The following is a 17,016-nucleotide window of genomic DNA, read 5'->3' on the forward strand; positions in this document are numbered from 1 at the left end:
ATTAGAATGTTGTGATTTTTTTCAAGTCGGCGATGGTTAGCGTTGGGTCTTCGGCTTTAAAAACAAAGCTTCCCGCTACTAAAACATCAGCACCGGCTTCAACCAGTTGTTTGGCATTTTTATTGGTCACGCCACCATCAATTTCGATAAGAGTAGCAGCGTTTTTTCGGATGATTAGCTCTTTTAGTTTTGCCACTTTTGAATATGTATTTTCAATAAAAGATTGTCCGCCAAAACCTGGATTTACACTCATCATGCAAACCAAATCGATATCCTGAATCACATCTTCCAACAAATCCACACTGGTATGCGGATTTAAAGCCACGCCGGCTTTCATGCCTTCGGCTTTGATGGCTTGTAGCGTTCTGTGCAAATGCGTACAGGCTTCGTAGTGAACGGTTAAAATATTGGCGCCTAATTCGGCAAAAGTTTTGATGTATCGGTCGGGTTTAACAATCATTAAATGCACGTCGATGGTTTTCTTAGCATGTCTTTTAATGGCTTCCAAAACCGGCATCCCGAAAGAAATATTGGGAACAAAAGCACCGTCCATGATGTCGATGTGAAACCAGTCGGCTTCACTGTTATTAATCATTTCAATATCGCGTTGCAGATTAGCAAAATCAGCAGCAAGAACAGAAGGTGCAATAAGTGTATTTTTCATTGTTTGTGTTGTTTCGGCAAAGATAATTATAAAAAATAAAACTCCGGTAATCAGCCGGAGTTTCAATCATCAATCAAAAAACGAACAGTTAATCAGACTGTTGTTATCGTGCTTAGGATTATCCTAAATATGTTTTTAATATTTTACTTCTGGAAGTGTGTTTTAATCTGCGAATCGCTTTTTCCTTGATTTGACGTACACGCTCACGAGTTAAATCGAAAGTTTCTCCAATTTCTTCTAAAGTCATTGGGTGTTGATCGCCTAAACCGAAGTATAAACGCACTACGTCAGCTTCTCTTGGTGTTAAGGTCTCCAAAGAGCGCTCAATTTCTGTACGCAACGATTCGTGGATTAATTCTCTATCTGGATTTGGAGATTCGCCTGAACGCAAAACGTCGTAAAGGTTTGAATCTTCTCCTTCAACAAGTGGCGCATCCATGGATAAATGACGACCGGAGTTTTTCATGGACTCTTTTACATCATTAACTGTCATGTCCAATTCTTTGGCAATTTCTTCAGCAGAAGGTGGTCTTTCGTTAGATTGCTCTAACAAAGCGTACATTTTGTTGATTTTATTGATCGAACCAATTTTGTTCAAAGGCAAACGTACAATACGAGATTGCTCAGCCAAAGCTTGCAAAATCGACTGACGAATCCACCATACCGCATAAGAAATGAATTTGAAACCACGTGTTTCATCAAAACGTTGAGCTGCTTTAATCAACCCTAAGTTTCCTTCGTTAATCAAATCGGGAAGTGTTAATCCTTGATTTTGGTATTGTTTGGCTACCGAAACCACGAAACGCAAATTGGCTTTTGTCAATTTCTCTAACGCACGTTGGTCGCCGGCCTTGATTTTCTGAGCTAATTCTACCTCTTCATCAGCAGTAATTAAGTCAACTTTTCCAATTTCTTGTAGGTACTTGTCTAAGGAAGCAGTTTCACGGTTGGTTACCTGCTTGGTGATTTTGAGCTGTCTCATTAATGTATCTCCTTTACTTTAAAGTGTTCAGGTGGTTATACGTATTGAAAATCAAAAAAGTTACAAAATGATAAATAAAATTTAATGCAGGAGATCCACCTGGCTGTTTAATTTCTCTAAATAATAATCAATTTTTCTATTCGCCCGGTTGAAAAACAGCTGTTGTTCTTTGATTCCGGATTGGTTCAATAGTTTTGAATTGACAATTTGCTGGTCAAAAAATTGCTGGGCATTATGACAACTTTCCGGATGGTCAGTGATAAAATAACCAAGCAAAGTATAAGGGACAAACATCGTGAGTTTGTTTGCGGTTTCGATTAGCATATTGTTATTTAAAAGAATCAATTCGTTGTAAAAGAGCGAGTAGTTGGTGTTTGTCTTATTTGATTTTTCTTGAATCACCTTTAAAATTCTCTTTAAATCCTGATACAAAGCAGTGGCGTTTTTGAAAGAAAGTAAGCCAGCCTCATAAAAATATAGGATTTGCTGTAAACTACTGTTTATGGTGGTGTCATTCCAGATTTCCTTCACGCTAACCGTTTCGTATGTTTTTTTCAGCTTTTGCATGTGTTCCATAAACGATTCGTCAATTATGAAATACTCAAACGCTTCTTTGGGTTGGGTTTGATTTAAGAGCATCAGCCATACATAGGCCTTGAATTTAGACATTATCGTTCCATCCATAAAATAAAAAAGCGGAATGTCTTTGGCCGAATAATACAAGATTGCATCACTATTTCTAGTGAGTTGTTCAATGCGTTCCGCCGATGTTTTAAAATAGGACAGCATGTCTTTTAACGAAGTAATTTCAATGGTTTTTTCGATGATTACTTTCTCATTTTTAAGAAATAAAGCATCCAACGAAATATTGTAATGATGCACTAATTGTATGGTTTCATCAATAGAAAATTTACTTTTTCCCGAAACACGGCGGTGGGCGGCATCATAACTAATATTCAGTACAGTAGCAATCTCATCATTTAGTGATGTGCCGGAAAGTTGCTTTCGGATAGTTTTTAAAAGAAGTTCTTGAGGGTTCATAATTTGTGATAATCGCAAATATATAAATTTTAATTATTATTTATTACCAATTTAAATGTAATAATCACAATAGGTTTGTGGTGTTAATTTTAAAACAAGTAATTATGAAAACAACAATTATGCTAGTGCTGATTTTAGTTTCTGAAATCACGTTCGCCCAAGACACTATCAATTCACAATGTCCTGATAGAAAGGAAGTTTTCTTCTGGATTAAAGAAAAAAAGCAAGTTTTTGCCATTACTCCAATGTCGAAAAGAATAGAAGAGGTGAACGGTTTGGCGTTTGGTTTTGGTCATGTTGACAACAAACTAGTGGCAAAACAAACCATCAATGGCTTGAATGTTGAAGTAAATCCGGCGCCAATTGTCGGTGGTTTTATGGCTTTTATGTATTTGATGTATTTGCCTGAAATTATTCAGAGAAACCACCACGCCAAAGCAAATGGTAAGCCCCGAAAGTTAGAACATAGCTATATTGTTAAAGATTTTGACACAACAACCCATCTGGTCATTAACGGACTCAATATAAGCTCTGGCTGTTTTTTTACTCAAACGAGTATGAATGGACTGAATCTTTCTTTTGGAAACAAATTCAAAAACTTCAATGGACTGTCGATTGCGCCTCTGGGAACAATGGCAGACAGACAAAATGGTATTTCAGTAGGATTACTAAATGCAAATAATGATTTGAATGGTTTTGTTGTTGGGGTTTACAATCAGTCGTTCCAATTGGATGGTTTGCAAATAGGACTGGTCAATCAAGCGGTAACTAATCATGGCCTGCAACTAGGATTGTTCAATAGATCTCATTCCAAAGGTTTTCAAATTGGTATTTGGAATAAAAATGTAAAAAGGTCTTTCCCAATTCTAAACTGGTAAGCACAAAAAACCAACTCAAATCGTGAGTTGGTTTTTTGTGATCTAGTTTTTTTGAAAACTATATTGAATTCCGGTTCGGATGCCAAAAACAAAAGGCTTGACATTAGTATTGTTTTCAAACGTTTTGAGCTGGTAATTAAACATCGGTTCCAGGATGAGTTTTAGTTTTTTGGCTATTTGATAATCTAATCCAATGCCAAAATTGGCCGAAAAAGCCATTTTAGATAAACTCGAAGTTTTTCCAATAGTTTGACTGAAACCAGTATCTGTTTTGATGCTGACTTCATTGTCATTCAGCAACAAATAACTAAATCCGAAAATTCCTTTGACACCAATTTTTTTATCCAAAAATTTATATTTCACTTCCATAGGAATCTCAGTGTAGGAAATTTTCTGAGTGATATCCATGGTTTGGGCATTGTTGGAAGCGGCATAAATCGATTGATTGGAAACGTTGCTGTTGTAACCAATGTTGTTGTAATTAGCAGTATTGACCGCCGCTCCTTTAGTAATCAGACTTGCATTGGTTTTTTGAAATCCAAGACGAAACGAAATCCGCTCTGTCAAATTGAAACTAATTCCCACGCCAAAACTAAATTGAATTTTGGAAGAACGGGAAAGCGAATCCAACCGCGTATCAAACATCGATTTGTTGGGAAAACTACCATAAAGCGTTGGGGAAACAAAAACATCGATGTCAAAGTTGCGATGGCTTTCATCAATACTATCTTTTTTGGTTGGATCTTTTGGATACATAGTGATGGTTTTGACTTTGTCCTTCTCTTTTTTGGCCGCAATCGAGTCGGTTTTTTTAAGAGCCGTTTCAGTTGTTTTATCAGAAGGAACAGCGGTTTGTAATGATGTTGGGTCAAAAAGGGCAACGGTATTTTTATTGGAAATAGTTTTGTCTTTGCTGTTGTTTTCTTTTGATTTTCGGTGTTTTGATTTGGTTTTTCGGCTTGATTTTTTGACTAATTTTTTCAAGCTAACTTTTGAAAGCAGTTTGTTTTTTCCTTTAGAGACTTTCAACGTATTGGCTTTGGAATAATTCCCATTTGCTGAATTATTGCTGTTAGTAGTACTGGTAGTTTTGGTTTTTTCGTTGTTCACGCCATTTTTGGAAGTTATGTTGTTTTCTTTTCCGGAAATGGTTTCCTTTTCAATACTGCTTTTGTTTCCGTTGCCAATAGAACCATCACTTGTTATGGTGTTTTTATTGTCAATGGTGTTTGTGTTTTCGCCACTAACGGTAGTCGTTTTTGTGTTTTTTCCAGTACCATTCTCCATTGTCGATTCATTGGAATTGATTTGTGGCAAGGAGTTAGAAGATGTAGTCGCATGGTATACATAAAAAGCAGCTATAGCGCCGGCAAGCAATAATCCAATGGTTTTTGTCCAAAAGAAAAAGAAAGCGATTCGTCTTTTTTTCTTCTTTTGAAGCTCATAACTGATGCCGTTCCAAACGTTCTCCCTTGGCGTTTTGTCCAAAGAATTCAGCTTGTCGCTAAAGGCTCTTCCTATGTCTTTTTTATTTTCCATATTTCATATTCAGATTAGGGACGGTGGTATTGGCTTTGATTTGTTCTTTCAAAATCATCTTAGCTCTGTGCAGGTTTGATTTGGAAGTACCAATAGATATCGTCAGCATTTCGGCTATTTCGGCATGCGAATAGTTGTCTAATTCGTATAAACAAAAAACCAGTCGGTATTGGTTGGGTAAATTTTGAATCAGCGAAAGTATATAGTCTAACGAATACTCCTCCAACTCATTTTCATCAAGGTCAGTGTCGGGGAAAGTCTGGTCACTTATCGGCACTAATTGATATGATTTTTTATAACTGTCAATGGCTTTGTTAATGGTGATGCGTTTCATCCAACCTTCAAACGAACCACTGTTATTGAATTTTTTAATATTGGTAAATATCTCCAAAAAAGCATTCTGCAGATTGTCTTCTGCCTCCTCCACATTCTTGCAATACTTCAGACTCAAGACAAAAAGCATATCCTTATACAGATGATACAGTTCTTCTTGAGCCTTGAAATTATTGTTTTTACACTTTTTTATGAGCTCTTCTAAATTCAAAAATCAGTTTTTTTAAAAATAACGAATACATCTAACATTTATCGTGTTTGGTGCCGGAACTTTTAAACTATTAACACTTTGTCCGTTGCTAAAGTCAATGGTTTTAACGGTTGTGGCATCATTTTCAGTAGAACTCCAATAAATGGTGCTGGCGAAATTGCCTAAATTCTGCTGCTGCAAATTAGTATAAAGTAACAACAATTCCCCTTCCGATGGCAAAAACCAATCTTTAACGCCATTGAGTTGATAAGCCAATGCTTCTTTGGCTACGACCGTTCCGTTATTGGCAACATCGCAAACGCCTGGAGTAGTATAAAAGTTAGTCAAAGCATCATGGAAATTTAAAATAGCACCCGAGTTATAAAGTCCTTTTCCAATGGCACCGTCTTGAGAATTTGCAATAGAAGAGCTGGCGCAACCCCATTCAAAATAAGTCAAGTCAACCGGGGAAGCTTCGGCATAACGCCATCCTTCGGTGTAAGAGCCTTTGTCATAAAAGACAATGCCACCGGCCGGGCCAACATCCCCAATAGCATAAGGCGCTATATTTTGACAGGTTTTTTTCAGATGAATGTCTTTCGGCGGATTGACGATTATGATTTCATCACCGGCAATAATGACTTTCCGGTCAATGTTCCAATCCTGTGCCACCTGCGAAGTTCCTTCCAGATTGATATTAATATGGAATTCATTATTGATAAACAGGAAAACCCAACTGCCTAAATAATCCTGTCCACCATAATGCAATTTTATGGTTCCATCCACATTGACATCAAAATAACCACTCAAATAACGATTATCTCCCGTGGCATCGTATTGCACTTTCCAGACACAAGGCGTGACTATGGATGGGCTTGCCGTACAGAATAATCCGCTGCAATAACTAATGATGTCTTCACGCGAACAACTGTCAATAGCCAGTTTCAGTTCAGAGTTATTGTTTACCGTGAATACAGTTCCATCGCTGAGTGTGGTTGCTATAGGATAACTTATGCTCAATGATTGGTCGGCTGGTAAAATGCCAAGAAATGCACTGAAATTATCATCGCCTATAATGGTTACTGAACCAACAGGAACTAAATTGGCATCGTAAATTTCTAAATGAATTGGATACACAAAATCAATACAAACAATGTCTTTTATAGGATCGCCTTCTTCTTTAGTAACGCGACCAATCAAATCATACAACTCCGAATCTTTTTGAATCAAATCTTGCGCTTCCGGAATTCTTATAGTGTCATCAATGTCTTTACAACTGTTAGTAACCAAGGTTAAGAGTAGCAAAGCAACTAGTTTCGGGAAATGGTTTAGGTTTTTCATGATTATTGACTTTTTATACAAAGTCTGAAAAGAACAAAATGGTTGCGTGCTACATTTAAAAAAATCAAAAATCCCTATTCCAAAGTAAGGAAACAGGGATTCTGATAACTAACTAATTATAAATACCACTTTTATAACATATATTAGTCGGAATAAATTAAAAAGGTTGCGTTGTCTCCAAATAAAAAATCCGTTCCAAAAATTGAAACGGATTAAAATAGTTGAGATGTTTACTATTATAGTTTTCGGGTGCCCGACCAACTTCCAGATTCTGAAAAAGTATTTTGCCAAGTGCCACTCATACTGTTGCCGCTAGCAGTGCCAATAAAAGTTCCGTTTTCCCATCCTCCGGCAATAGTAGTTCCGGTTAGGCTTCCGCTTAAAAGAACAGAATTGTTATCGTCGCTTGGTTTAGCCAATCCGTAAAGTACATTCCCTTTAATTATTAGGTTAAGCGCTCCCGAACTATCTCCGGTAAAGGTGCCTACATAGCATTTGACTAGTGAATTTGAATATTCTTTAACAATATCAATGTTGGCGTTGGGATGACCGCTTATGTTGATGTTGCTGATAGCAGCATTGCCACCCACAGCACTTACATTAAAGTCAAAAGAAGAACTGCCGTTGGTAAAAGTTAAACCTTCTATGGCTGTAGCCAATGTAACCGTTTCAGAAGAGGTATAAGTAGAAGCAGTTCCGTCAATTGTTAAGGTGGCCGAAAGAGTACCTTCGTTCTTGATGTTTATTAAAACCGTCCCGGTTGAACCTACAAAAACTCCTTTGTAAATTCCGTAATTACTGCTGTCATATTCTGATTTTGCAGTGGGTGTGTCAGATAGTGAACTGCCAGAAGAACTGTCACTGGAACATGAAAAAGTCAACGTTCCTAAAAAGAGTGCTAAAAATAATCTTTTCATGATATAAAATATTTAATGGTTAGTCCTATTAAAGTTAATAGTTTTATTTAACACTCTGATTTTTAATCGTTAAAGTGTTTTAAATATCGGTTTATCTATTGTGTGAAATTAAAAACCCCGACTCAAAACAATGAGTCGGGGTTTTATATGAATTAATATATTCTGAATTAACCTTGTGGAGCGTCTTTTCTTTCTTCTCTTGGAGGTCTTGGTAAAAGTGCTTTTTTCGACACTTTTTCTTTTCTGGTTTTTGGATCCACACCTAAGTATTTTACCATAAACACATCGCCCATCTTTACAACATCGGCAACGTTTTCTGTGCGTTCCCAAGCCAATTCCGAAACGTGTAATAATACTTCATTTCCTGGAGCAGCGGTATATTCTACAACAGCACCAAAGTCAAGCATCTTAATTACTTTCACTTCGTAAGATTCACCAACCGTTGGTTTGAAAATGATAGAATCGATTTTCGCCAATACTGCTGCAATTCCGTCCGGATCAGTTCCTAAGATTTCAACCACACCTTGTTCGTCTACTTCGTTAATAACGATTGTAGTTCCCGTAGCTTTTTGTAATTCCTGAATCACTTTTCCACCAGGTCCGATTAAAGCACCAATGAAGTTTCCAGGAATGGTACGCATGATGATTTTAGGAGCATGTTTCTTAACGTCAGCTCTTGGTGTAGCAATAGTTTCCACCAATTTGCCTAAGATGTGCATACGACCGTCACGAGCTTGGTTTAAAGCTTGTTCCATAATGTCATAACGCAATCCGTCGATTTTGATGTCCATTTGACAAGCCGTGATTCCGTCTTTCGTTCCGGTTACTTTAAAGTCCATATCGCCTAAGTGATCTTCATCCCCTAAAATATCTGAAAGAACCGCAAATTTTTGACCATCTGTAATCAATCCCATAGCAATACCAGAAACCGGTTTTACCATTTGAACTCCGGCATCCATCAAGGCCATAGTACCCGCACAAACGGTAGCCATAGAAGAAGAACCGTTAGATTCTAAGACTTCAGATACAATACGGATAGTGTAAGGACAATCAGCAGGAATCATATTTTTTAAAGCTCTTTGCGCTAAGTTTCCGTGACCTACTTCTCTTCTTGAAGTTCCTCTTAAAGGTTTAGCTTCTCCAGTTGAGAATGGTGGGAAATTATAGTGTAAATAGAATTTTTCTTCTCCTTGTTCTGATGGAGAATCAATTTGGTTAGCTTCTCTGGATGTTCCCAAAGTTACTGTAGCTAAAGCTTGAGTTTCTCCACGGGTGAATAAAGACGAACCGTGAACCGAAGGTAAATAATCGGTTTCACACCAGATTGGTCTGATTTCGGTTGTTTTTCTTCCGTCTAGACGGATTCCTTTTTCAAGGATTACGTTACGAACGGCTTCTTTATTGGTTTTGTAGAAATATTTCCCAACTAATCCGGCTAAGTCAGCGTTTTCAGCATATTCTTCTTCAGTAAATAAAGCTTTACATTCTTCTTTTACAGCGGCAAATTTTTCACCTCTTTCACTTTTTCCTGAAGCTTCCTGAGCAATGGCGTAACATTTGTCATACCCGGCTGCTTTTACTTTTGCATAAACTGCTTCATCTTCTACTTCACCTTCATAAGTACGGATTTCTTTTTTACCAAAAGCTTCCTGTAATCTTAATTGGGCTTGGATTTGAACTTTAATCGCTTCGTGTGCAAATTTGATAGCTTCTACCATTTCGGCTTCTGAAATCTCTTTCATTTCACCTTCTACCATCGCCACTGAATCCAAAGAAGCGCCAATCATCATATCAATATCGGATAACTCTAATTGTGCTTTGCTTGGGTTGATGATGAATTTTCCGTCTACGCGTGCTACACGTACTTCAGAAATTAAGTTGTAGAAAGGAATGTCAGAAACGGCTAAAGCTGCTGAAGCGGCTAATCCTGCTAAGGCATCCGGCATCACGTTTTCGTCATGCGACATTAACTGAATCATTACCTGAGTTTCAGCGTGGTAATCATCCGGGAATAATGGACGTAAAACACGATCCACCAAACGCATGGTTAATACTTCGTTGTCGCTTGGACGTGCTTCTCTTTTGAAAAAACCACCAGGAAAACGTCCTGCAGCGGCAAATTTTTCACGGTAATCTACCGTCAAAGGTAAAAAGTCAACATTTGGGTTGGCTGTTCTTGCAGATACGGCTGTGGCTAAAAGCATACAGTCTCCTAATTGAACAACAACAGAACCATCTGCTTGTTTGGCTAATTTACCGGTTTCGATTGTGATAGTTCTACCATCACCTAAATCGATTGTTTCTTGGGTTACTTTTGGAATCATAAAAATTAATTCGTTTAAACTATTAGGTTAGTTGTGTTGTAGTTGTTGTAGTAGTTGTTTGTAACCCAATGAAAAACCGAAACTTTTCTTCTTTATTTATAAAACAAAAAGAGGCGCGCAAGCACCTCTTTAGATATGTATTATTTTCTAATACCTAATTCTTTGATAATCTCACGATATCTGTTGATTTCTTTTTTCTTCAAGTAGTCAAGAAGACTTCTTCTTTTACCTACTAAAAGTACTAACGAACGCTCAGTGTTGTAATCGTGACGATTTTTTTTCAAGTGCTCTGTTAAGTGAGAGATTCTGAATGTGAACAAAGCGATTTGCCCTTCAGCAGATCCAGTGTTTTCAGCTTTTCCTCCGTGTTTAGCGAAGATTTCAGCTTTTGTTTCTTTACTTAAATACATTCCAATATTATTTTAAATGATTATTATGTATGAATCGAGGCTTTCCCAATTCGAGTGCAAAGGTAATTTTATTTTTTAATTAGGCAAATAAAAAGAGGGTGTAAACTTAAAAAAGTTTAGCAACTTGCTCATTTACAAACTCTAAAAATCGTTCGTCAGCTTCGGTAAAAGGATCAATCACATGACTGTCGATGTCAATCTGGCCAATGTTTATGCCGTTAACAAAAAGCGGCACCACGATTTCCGACTTCACGGTAAAGCTACAGGCAATGTAATTGTCCTGAGCCGCTACATCGGGAACGACAAAGTTAGCATTCGATTCAGCCACTTGTCCACAAATGCCTTTTCCGAAAGGAATCACGGTGTGATCGGTTTCGGCACCTACATAAGGACCGAGATGCAAGGTTCGGTTTTCGTGATGGGCAAAATAAAAACCAACCCAATTGTAATATGAAACAGTATCAGATAAGAACTGGCAGAGCGATTTTAGTTTCGCATCTCTTTCCACATTCGCTTCCGAAAGGATGGTAATGACCTGAGGTTTTAAGTTTTCGAAATTCATTTTCAATTTTTTATGCAAAAGTAACGACTGCGCTTTTTTTATTTTATATAAATTTGTTAAAAATTATCTCTTGAAAAATCTCCTGCTGCAATACAAACCATTTTTACTTTTTCTGGGGAAATTTTTATTGAGCTATCTTATTCTTACGATTCTCTACCAATCGTATTTAAACAAGTTTGATGCCTCCAAATCAGAAGTGGATACGTTTACACAATCAGTAGCCCAACAAACGGTTACAGTTTTATCTTGGTTTGATTCGCAATCCTATACGATGCCCAATCTCAAAGAACCGAGTATCAAGATATTTTATCACAGCAAATACGTTTCCCGAATCATTGAAGGCTGCAATGCTTTGAGTGTCATTATATTGTTCATTGCCTTTGTCGTTGCGTTTACCGGAAAGTTCAAGCAAACGGTCTTGTTTATCCTTCTTGGAAGTGTTTTTATTCATGTGTTGAATATCGGCAGAATCGCATTGTTGAGTATCGCTTTATATCATTTTCCACAATACGAACATCTACTTCACGGCGTCATTTTCCCCTTGATTATTTATGGAATAGTGTTTTTATTATGGGTTGTTTGGGTCAATAAATATTCGTTATATGCTACAGCAAGTATTACAAAATAAAGAAAAAGTGTTTTGGGCACTATTCCTAATCGGACTTTTGGTCTGCATCCGGCTTTTCGAAAACCAATTGTTTTATGATCCGTTTTTGAATTATTTCAAAAGTGAATACGCTCATTTGCCATTTCCGAGAATCAACATTTTCAAACTGTTTTTCAGTCTCGGCATGCGGTTTTACCTGAATTCGGTGATTTCGTTGCTGCTGTTGTATGTCATTTTTAAAGACAAAAAAATGATTAAATTCTCCATGTTGCTTTACATGATTTTAGGTTCGGTATTAATGATTAGTTTCATTTTTGTACTCAATTTTTTTGGTGAAGAAAACAAAATGACGTTGTTTTATATCCGACGATTTTTAATTCAACCCATTTTCATCCTGCTTTTTATTCCTGCTTTTTATTATCAGAAACAAATCAAAAAGTAAGTGATTTTTTCGTAATTTTACTAGTGTCTACAAACTGAAATTTAATTTAGTTGATTATGAAAATAGTAAAGCATTCGGGGAGCATCGTTGATTTCAATCGGGACAAACTCAGAAATTCTTTGCTCAAATCCGGTGCCGATACACATACAGTAGAAGATGTGCTGAGTGCTATTAATGAGCAGATTTACGAAGGGATTACTACTAAAAAAATCTACAAGTTAGCTTTCAACTTACTCAAAAAATCTTCCAATTCCCATGCAGCGCGTTATAATTTAAGAACGGCCATTCAACAACTTGGGCCGGCAGGTTTCTTTTTTGAAAAATATATTGCCAGGCTATTCATTTCCGAAGGCTATTTGGCACAAACCAATCTTTTCTTATCCGGCAGATGCGTCGGCCATGAGGTGGATGTGGCGGTTATGAAAAACGATTATGTCGAAATGATTGAATGCAAGTTTCACGCCCGAAATGAAACGAATTCCGATGTAAAAGTACCGATGTACATACTCTCGAGATTCAATGACCTAAAAGATAGAAACCACTTGATTTACACCAAGGAAGATAGAATTTCCGGCTGTTGGATTGTGACCAATAATCGCTTTACCTCTGATGCTATGGCTTTCGCCAAATGTTCGGGCCTGCAATTGTTGAGCTGGGATTATCCCGAAAAAAACAGTTTGCGAAAACGGATCGATACCGATCATTTGTATCCCATTACGTGCTTAACGACTTTGACTTTGGCAGAAAAAGACAAACTCATGGTGCAGGATGTTATTTTGGCCAAAGAAATCATTAATAGCATGGAACTCCTGGAGAAAATAGGATTGAGCCCTAATCGAGTAAAAAATGTAGTAAAAGAAGTTACTGAACTTTGTAAATAATGATACAATGAAAATCAAATTTTTAGGCGGAGCCGGAACCGTAACAGGATCTAAAACATTAGTCGAAAGTAACGGAATTAGAATCCTAATTGACTGCGGACAATTTCAAGGCATCAAGCCTTTGCGCGAACTCAATTGGGAACCTTTACCGATTTTGCCCAATACCATTGATTTTGTTTTGCTGACGCATGGTCATTTAGATCATTGCGGTTGGTTGCCACGCTTGGTGAATCAGGGATTTGAAGGGAAAATTTATTGCACGTCACCCACCAAAGACGTCACAAAGTTGATTTTGCTAGACAGCGCCAAAATTCAGGAAGAGGAAGCCGAGCGCGCCAACAAAGAGCAGTTTTCCAAACACGAAAAAGCCGAACCCTTATACGATTTGGCACAAACCGAAAAAGTATTTCCGTTGTTCAGAGTCATCCAACCCAATGAAGAAGTTCAGTTGGATGCCGAAATTTCAGCCACTTTTCGAAATGCCGGTCACATTATTGGCGCCTGCTCCATCGAATTGAAACTGGAAAACAAAACCTTGGTTTTCTCCGGGGATATCGGTCGAGATGATGATGTGTTGATGTATGCTCCAACCAAACCAACAACAGCCGATTACATTTTTCTGGAAAGTACTTATGGTAACAGAATCCATCCGGAGGAAGATGTGAAACTTTCTTTGGAAACCTATATCAATAATGCTTTCCAAATGGAAGGAACTGTAATCATTCCGAGTTTTGCAGTAGAACGGGCGCAAAGTCTTATGTACCTGCTTTGGCAATTGAAAAAAGAAGATAGAATTCCCAATATACCGTATGTTATTGATACGCCTATGGGAATCAGTGTTTTGGAAGTTTTTACCAACAACAAAAAATGGCACAAACTTTCCGAAAATGATTGCATTGAAATGTGCCGAATGTTTACCATGAACACCGATTATCAGGAAACGATTAACACCATTTTTGACAAACAACCCAAAGTGGTTATTGCCGCCAGTGGCATGATTACCGGTGGAAGAGTTTTGAGTTATCTGGAACGTTACATCGGTTTGCCCGAAACAACGGTTATTATGGTAGGCTATCAAGCCGAAGGAACCAGAGGAAGAAAATTGCTGGAAGGGGCTACCGAATTAAAAATCTATGGAAAATATTATCCTGTTCTAGCCAAAGTTCTCGAAATAGAAGGCTTATCAGCACATGGCGATCAAAATGATTTACTGAACTGGCTTTCGGATTTGAAAACTAAACCCAAAAAAGTCTTTTTAGTTCATGGCGAAAACCAGCCTGCCGATGAGTTGCGCATCAAAATCCAGGAGAAATATGGTTTTGATTGTTCTGTCCCTATGATGGGACAAGGGTTGGAGTTATAAGTTTAAGACCATTTTAAGTTTTTTCTTGGCTATTTGTTAGTAACTTTGTCCTATGATTTTCAAAAAAAACCTAAGCCTTTTGCTCACTTTTTTCCTGTTGGTTTCCAACTTGGGATTGGCGTTCAATGTGCATTATTGTGATAATCAAATCGCTTCGGTTACATTAAGTACAGCTTCCGCCTCACAAGAAGCAGAGATGGATTGTTGCGGTGTGGTGGAAAAAAAATCTAAGTGTTGTAAAGACAAAATCATCAAATCGGAAATCAAATCAGACCAGCTTGTTGCTAAGAGTTTGTCATTCGATGTTGATGCCATTCCGGTTTATAACGATTGGCAACCCATAGTTTTTACTACTGTTTTCAATTTTAATACAAGAGAAAATTTCTCTTACTATTGTGATGCCCATGCGCCACCACTTTATCTCTTGTACAGCCAATATACTTTTTACTCCTGATTTTTCTATTCGATAAAACACCATTTATACGAATATTAAAATCTATTTATAATGAAAAAAACACTGTTATTCTTAACGTTGTTGCTTTCTGTAGTTGCTTTTTCGCAGGAAACCATCCAACAAGATTCCCTGAAAACCGTAACGGTGGAAGCCCAACGCAAAGGATTAAAAAAGTCTCTCTCGGGAACAGCCAACACAACTTTAGTGACCAGCAAAGAACTGCTCAAAGCCGCTTGCTGTAATTTAGCCGAAAGCTTCGAGACCAATCCGACCATCGATGTCAATTTTTCGGATGCTTTGACCGGAACCAAGCAAATCAAAATGTTGGGTCTGACCAGTCCGTATATCATGATTACCGAGGAAAACATTCCTTCGGTTCGCGGCGCTTCCCAGGCTTACGGTTTGTCCTTCACTCCGGGAACCTGGGTGGAAAGCATTCAAATTACCAAAGGAGCCGGGAGTGTGGTGAATGGCTACGAAAGCATTTCCGGGCAAATTAATACGGAGTTAATCAAACCGATGAAAGACATACTATTTTTATTGAATGCCTATGGTTCGACGGATTCGCGGTTTGAATTGAATACCCATTTCAACAAAAAAGTCTCTGATCATTGGGCGACGAGTTTGTTTGTACACGGTAACACTCGCGTTTCCAAAAACGATATGAATGATGATGGTTTTCTTGATAATCCTTTGGGGAAACAAGTCAATGTGGCCAACCGTTGGCAATACGCTAATCCGGAAACCGGCTGGGTTTCGTTTCTGAATCTTCGTTTCATGAAAGACGATAAACAAACCGGAGAACTCAATTTTGATCCAGACAGAGACAAGCTAACAACTAATTACTGGGGTTCCGAAATCAATACGGAGCGTTTGGATTTTACTTCCAAAGTGGGCTACGTTTTTAAAGACATGCCGTATCAAAGTATCGGTTTTCAGAATGCCTTCAGCAATCACAATCAGCAATCGTATTTTGGTTTGAATCAATACGACATCAAACAACAAAGCTATTATTCGAACCTGATTTTCAATTCGATTATCAGCAATACGATGCACAAGTTTGCTGCCGGGTTGAATTTTACCTACGATAAATATGCAGAATTTGTGAATCTGACAGATGTGAGCCGCATTGACAATTCGGTGGGGACTTTCTTTGAGTACACTTATGATGATATGGATAAATTCAGTTTTATTTTGGGTGGACGATTGGATTATCACAATAAGCTAGGAGCATTCTTCACGCCGAGATTGCATGTGAAATACAATCCGTGGGAGAAAGCAGTGCTCCGATTTTCAGCCGGAAGAGGTAAACGCGCCGCTAATATTTTTGCCGAAAACCAAAACCTTTTTGCCAGTTCCAGAACGTTTTCCGTTTTAGATACTAATGGAAAAATCTATGGCTTGCATCCGGAAATTGCCTGGAATTATGGTGTGAGTTTCACCCAAAACTTTCTGTTGTTTGGCAAAAGTGCCGATGTGACGTTAGATTTTTATCGCACCGATTTTCAAAACCAAGCCGTGGTGGATGTAATGAATTCGCCGCAACAAGCGTTGTTTTACAACTTAAGAGGGAAATCGTATGCCAATAGTTTACAATTGGATTTTAATTTGGAAATCATCAAACATCTGAATTTAAGAACAGCTTACAAATACTATGACATTTCTACGGATTACCTTTCCGGGAGTTTTCAAAGGCCGTTGCAGGCGAAGCACCGTTTTTTTGGTAACTTAGAATTCGCTACCCACATAGCCGACAAAGGCAAACAATGGAAATTTGATTATACGTTCAATTGGTTAGGGAAACAGCAATTACCCAATACCGCCAGCAATCCGGAGCAAGACAGATTACCCGAGTTTTCTCCATCTTTTAGTGTGATGAATGCGCAAATTACCCGAACTTTTTCGAGTACTTTTGAAATGTATGTTGGAGGTGAAAATATTGGGAATTACCGTCAGGAGAAAGCCATTTTAGGAAGTGATAATCCTTTTGGCCCCAATTTTGACACTTCGATAGTATATGCGCCGGTATTCGGACAAATGTATTATGCCGGATTGCGATTTAAAATAAAATAACTTTAAAAATTTATA

General features: G+C 37.8%; 17 protein-coding genes. 7 read left to right on the top strand and 10 right to left on the bottom strand.

Annotation, left to right across the window (positions count from 1 at the left end; all coding sequences use genetic code 11):
* Position 1: 1 nt before the first annotated feature.
* From rpe to V7D82_RS02765, 3 genes are all read right to left on the bottom strand, one after another.
* A complete protein-coding gene (rpe, locus tag V7D82_RS02755) occupies positions 2 to 664 on the bottom strand; it encodes a ribulose-phosphate 3-epimerase (protein WP_333599445.1) in 663 nt (220 codons plus the stop codon).
* A gap of 118 nt (positions 665 to 782) precedes the next feature.
* Positions 783 to 1,646, bottom strand: coding sequence for a sigma-70 family RNA polymerase sigma factor (locus V7D82_RS02760; protein WP_026707723.1), 864 nt, complete (start codon positions 1,644 to 1,646; stop codon positions 783 to 785).
* 81 nt (positions 1,647 to 1,727) lie between these two features.
* Entirely contained in the window at positions 1,728 to 2,687 is a 960-nt protein-coding gene (locus V7D82_RS02765; RefSeq protein ID WP_333599446.1) for a hypothetical protein, read from the bottom strand.
* 104 nt (positions 2,688 to 2,791) lie between these two features.
* Here V7D82_RS02765 and V7D82_RS02770 point away from each other — a divergent pair, with 104 nt between their 5' ends.
* Positions 2,792 to 3,565, top strand: coding sequence for an LA_2272 family surface repeat-containing protein (locus V7D82_RS02770; RefSeq protein ID WP_333599447.1), 774 nt, complete (start codon positions 2,792 to 2,794; stop codon positions 3,563 to 3,565).
* 42 nt (positions 3,566 to 3,607) lie between these two features.
* Here V7D82_RS02770 and V7D82_RS02775 read toward each other — a convergent pair whose 3' ends face one another.
* The 7 genes from V7D82_RS02775 to V7D82_RS02805 all read right to left on the bottom strand — a co-directional run bounded on the left by V7D82_RS02775 (position 3,608) and on the right by V7D82_RS02805 (position 11,181).
* Positions 3,608 to 5,104, bottom strand: a complete 1,497-nt coding sequence (locus V7D82_RS02775; RefSeq protein WP_333599448.1) for an outer membrane beta-barrel protein — start codon at positions 5,102 to 5,104, stop codon at positions 3,608 to 3,610.
* Complete coding sequence (locus V7D82_RS02780; protein ID WP_333599449.1) at positions 5,094 to 5,648, bottom strand: RNA polymerase sigma factor; 555 nt, start codon at positions 5,646 to 5,648, stop codon at positions 5,094 to 5,096. Before V7D82_RS02780 ends, V7D82_RS02775 begins: the two co-directional genes overlap by 11 nt.
* Before the next feature lie 12 nt (positions 5,649 to 5,660).
* Positions 5,661 to 6,968, bottom strand: coding sequence for a hypothetical protein (locus V7D82_RS02785; RefSeq protein WP_333599450.1), 1,308 nt, complete (start codon positions 6,966 to 6,968; stop codon positions 5,661 to 5,663).
* A gap of 236 nt (positions 6,969 to 7,204) precedes the next feature.
* Positions 7,205 to 7,885 carry a hypothetical protein gene (locus V7D82_RS02790; protein WP_333599451.1) on the bottom strand — a complete coding sequence of 227 codons (681 nt, stop codon included), beginning with the start codon at positions 7,883 to 7,885 and terminating at the stop codon, positions 7,205 to 7,207.
* A 167-nt stretch (positions 7,886 to 8,052) separates the two neighbouring features.
* The gene (locus tag V7D82_RS02795; RefSeq protein ID WP_333599452.1) at positions 8,053 to 10,209 is read right to left on the bottom strand and encodes a polyribonucleotide nucleotidyltransferase; all 2,157 of its coding nucleotides are present in this window, start codon (positions 10,207 to 10,209) and stop codon (positions 8,053 to 8,055) included.
* Between the two features lie 140 nt (positions 10,210 to 10,349).
* Positions 10,350 to 10,619: a 30S ribosomal protein S15 gene (rpsO, locus tag V7D82_RS02800; RefSeq protein ID WP_121311785.1), complete on the bottom strand. Its 270-nt coding sequence runs from the start codon at positions 10,617 to 10,619 to the stop codon at positions 10,350 to 10,352.
* 106 nt (positions 10,620 to 10,725) lie between these two features.
* Positions 10,726 to 11,181 carry a GAF domain-containing protein gene (locus tag V7D82_RS02805; protein ID WP_333599453.1) on the bottom strand — a complete coding sequence of 152 codons (456 nt, stop codon included), beginning with the start codon at positions 11,179 to 11,181 and terminating at the stop codon, positions 10,726 to 10,728.
* A gap of 70 nt (positions 11,182 to 11,251) precedes the next feature.
* On the opposite strand from V7D82_RS02805, the gene xrtF reads away from it, so the two are divergent.
* From xrtF to V7D82_RS02835, 6 genes are read left to right on the top strand one after another with little or no spacing between them, the layout of a single operon-like run.
* Positions 11,252 to 11,809 carry an exosortase family protein XrtF gene (gene xrtF / locus V7D82_RS02810; RefSeq protein ID WP_333599454.1) on the top strand — a complete coding sequence of 186 codons (558 nt, stop codon included), beginning with the start codon at positions 11,252 to 11,254 and terminating at the stop codon, positions 11,807 to 11,809.
* Positions 11,784 to 12,230: an exosortase F system-associated membrane protein gene (locus V7D82_RS02815; protein WP_333599455.1), complete on the top strand. Its 447-nt coding sequence runs from the start codon at positions 11,784 to 11,786 to the stop codon at positions 12,228 to 12,230. Before xrtF ends, V7D82_RS02815 begins: the two co-directional genes overlap by 26 nt.
* A 56-nt stretch (positions 12,231 to 12,286) precedes the next feature.
* Positions 12,287 to 13,111, top strand: a complete 825-nt coding sequence (locus V7D82_RS02820; protein WP_333599456.1) for an ATP cone domain-containing protein — start codon at positions 12,287 to 12,289, stop codon at positions 13,109 to 13,111.
* Between the two features lie 7 nt (positions 13,112 to 13,118).
* Positions 13,119 to 14,474 (top strand): MBL fold metallo-hydrolase, encoded by a 1,356-nt coding sequence (locus V7D82_RS02825; RefSeq protein WP_333599457.1) that lies wholly within the window; start codon positions 13,119 to 13,121, stop codon positions 14,472 to 14,474.
* A gap of 52 nt (positions 14,475 to 14,526) precedes the next feature.
* Positions 14,527 to 14,928: an HYC_CC_PP family protein gene (locus V7D82_RS02830; RefSeq protein WP_333666313.1), complete on the top strand. Its 402-nt coding sequence runs from the start codon at positions 14,527 to 14,529 to the stop codon at positions 14,926 to 14,928.
* A gap of 51 nt (positions 14,929 to 14,979) precedes the next feature.
* Complete coding sequence (locus tag V7D82_RS02835) at positions 14,980 to 17,001, top strand: TonB-dependent receptor plug domain-containing protein (RefSeq protein ID WP_442902375.1); 2,022 nt, start codon at positions 14,980 to 14,982, stop codon at positions 16,999 to 17,001.
* The last annotated feature ends 15 nt before the right edge of the window (positions 17,002 to 17,016 follow it).

Origin of the sequence: Flavobacterium sp. (assembly GCF_036741995.1) — a bacterium.
GTDB lineage: Bacteria > Bacteroidota > Bacteroidia > Flavobacteriales > Flavobacteriaceae > Flavobacterium.

Excerpts from the sequence above, each read along its gene's own strand:
- rpe (WP_333599445.1), bottom strand. The coding sequence starts at position 664 with ATGAAAAATACACTTATTGCACCTTCTGTTCTTGCTGCTGATTTTGCT.
- V7D82_RS02760 (WP_026707723.1), bottom strand. The coding sequence starts at position 1,646 with ATGAGACAGCTCAAAATCACCAAGCAGGTAACCAACCGTGAAACTGCT.
- V7D82_RS02765 (WP_333599446.1), bottom strand. The coding sequence starts at position 2,687 with ATGAACCCTCAAGAACTTCTTTTAAAAACTATCCGAAAGCAACTTTCC.
- V7D82_RS02770 (WP_333599447.1), top strand. The coding sequence starts at position 2,792 with ATGAAAACAACAATTATGCTAGTGCTGATTTTAGTTTCTGAAATCACG.
- V7D82_RS02775 (WP_333599448.1), bottom strand. The coding sequence starts at position 5,104 with ATGGAAAATAAAAAAGACATAGGAAGAGCCTTTAGCGACAAGCTGAAT.
- V7D82_RS02785 (WP_333599450.1), bottom strand. The coding sequence starts at position 6,968 with ATGAAAAACCTAAACCATTTCCCGAAACTAGTTGCTTTGCTACTCTTA.
- V7D82_RS02790 (WP_333599451.1), bottom strand. The coding sequence starts at position 7,885 with ATGAAAAGATTATTTTTAGCACTCTTTTTAGGAACGTTGACTTTTTCA.
- V7D82_RS02795 (WP_333599452.1), bottom strand. The coding sequence starts at position 10,209 with ATGATTCCAAAAGTAACCCAAGAAACAATCGATTTAGGTGATGGTAGA.
- rpsO (WP_121311785.1), bottom strand. The coding sequence starts at position 10,619 with ATGTATTTAAGTAAAGAAACAAAAGCTGAAATCTTCGCTAAACACGGA.
- V7D82_RS02805 (WP_333599453.1), bottom strand. The coding sequence starts at position 11,181 with ATGAATTTCGAAAACTTAAAACCTCAGGTCATTACCATCCTTTCGGAA.
- V7D82_RS02815 (WP_333599455.1), top strand. The coding sequence starts at position 11,784 with ATGCTACAGCAAGTATTACAAAATAAAGAAAAAGTGTTTTGGGCACTA.
- V7D82_RS02820 (WP_333599456.1), top strand. The coding sequence starts at position 12,287 with ATGAAAATAGTAAAGCATTCGGGGAGCATCGTTGATTTCAATCGGGAC.
- V7D82_RS02825 (WP_333599457.1), top strand. The coding sequence starts at position 13,119 with ATGAAAATCAAATTTTTAGGCGGAGCCGGAACCGTAACAGGATCTAAA.
- V7D82_RS02830 (WP_333666313.1), top strand. The coding sequence starts at position 14,527 with ATGATTTTCAAAAAAAACCTAAGCCTTTTGCTCACTTTTTTCCTGTTG.
- V7D82_RS02835 (WP_442902375.1), top strand. The coding sequence starts at position 14,980 with ATGAAAAAAACACTGTTATTCTTAACGTTGTTGCTTTCTGTAGTTGCT.